The organism is Thalassospira sp. CH_XMU1420-2 (assembly GCF_037029325.1).
GTDB lineage: Bacteria > Pseudomonadota > Alphaproteobacteria > Rhodospirillales > Thalassospiraceae > Thalassospira > Thalassospira povalilytica.
Map to the genome: position 1 here is coordinate 1 of NZ_JAYMEG010000059.1, position 1,078 is coordinate 1,078.

The 1,078-nt window shown below is 50.8% G+C and carries 1 protein-coding gene and 1 pseudogene; one reads left to right on the forward strand and one right to left on the reverse strand.

From position 1 onward, the window contains the following. A pseudogene (locus WA429_RS21245) lies at positions 1 to 355 on the forward strand (hypothetical protein); the annotation flags it as partial. A 139-nt stretch (positions 356 to 494) separates the two neighbouring features. On the opposite strand, the gene WA429_RS21250 reads toward WA429_RS21245, so the two are convergent. Next, entirely contained in the window at positions 495 to 851 is a 357-nt protein-coding gene (locus tag WA429_RS21250; RefSeq protein ID WP_287466880.1) for a hypothetical protein, read from the reverse strand. Between the last annotated feature and the right edge of the window lie 227 nt (positions 852 to 1,078).

Consider the following 1,078-nt stretch of genomic DNA (forward strand, 5'->3'; position numbering starts at 1 on the left):
CGGCTATACGGTGCAGCTTGGTGATGCGGCACGCCCGGTTCTTTTGGCCGAAGTCATGATCCAGCTTGAACAAAAACTTTTGCGGACAGAGTTTTTCGAGCAGTTCAAGAACCGGACTAAAAGCACTGAGTATCGCCTCTATGGATCTCGCTGGAATGAAAGGCATTGTTCTCCAGGACGGCGGGTTACGCTCTCACATGGCTACGGAAAACACGCTCGGCTGTATGGGCAGATCAACGGCTTTTCCAGGTATCCCGCGTCAATCATTCCAACGGCAGATCAAAAGGACGTCTTGAGTGTATTCGGCAGGCTTGACGTCGAGCTCGCATGCATTGAGATTGAACTTGATGACTGAACCGACACTACGTTCACGTCTGTACTTGCTCCAGGACGCTTTATAGATGACTTTCGATGATGGCACTTTCCTTGTTGGTCTGGACGACAGTGGTGCGGAGCTTTGGACGGTTTGTCGGCTGCCAGCATTACCCAGCGGGTCAGCTATCCTTTAGATACACGTTTGCCGGATAACCAATGCGATGTCCTCGCCCTGCAGGCTTTGCACTGGAGGATCTCTCCAGTTGCTTCCAGCGGAATACCAACGTTGCACGCCGGTCCTTTTGGGGGGGCGTTAGTTTTTGTCGACCATCGAGCAAGAGCATGATCGCGCAATGAAGATCGAGAAATGGTTTTCCACGGCATTTTTCGCGACCTTGGGTCCGGACCAGATCCAGTGCCTCGCGGTACTTGGCTAGATACTTTTCATGCCCGCCGTAATCGGGGAAGTGATCTAGATATGCCTCAAACTCGGTAATGAAGGCCCCAAAGCCATCCTCCCAGTCTTTAAAAATCATTGGATGCCAATAAAGTTGTGGGCACCCTGTCCGCCCATGAACAGATAGATACTCTCATCCTAAGAAGCAACGCTTAAGCGCCTCTGATAGGCGAGGGCGACAAAGAGAGGCTAAACTTCTTACTTCTTCTTGAATGCCATTGTGCCGCTGTTTCCGCAGGTTATCCACAGGGGATAGCTGCTGTGTCTGGCCTATAGGGTGTTATAATTGTGTTAGATTAATGTGTT

Coding starts and splice junctions, on each gene's coding strand:
- WA429_RS21250 (WP_287466880.1), bottom strand. CDS start 851: ATGATTTTTAAAGACTGGGAGGATGGCTTTGGGGCCTTCATTACCGAG.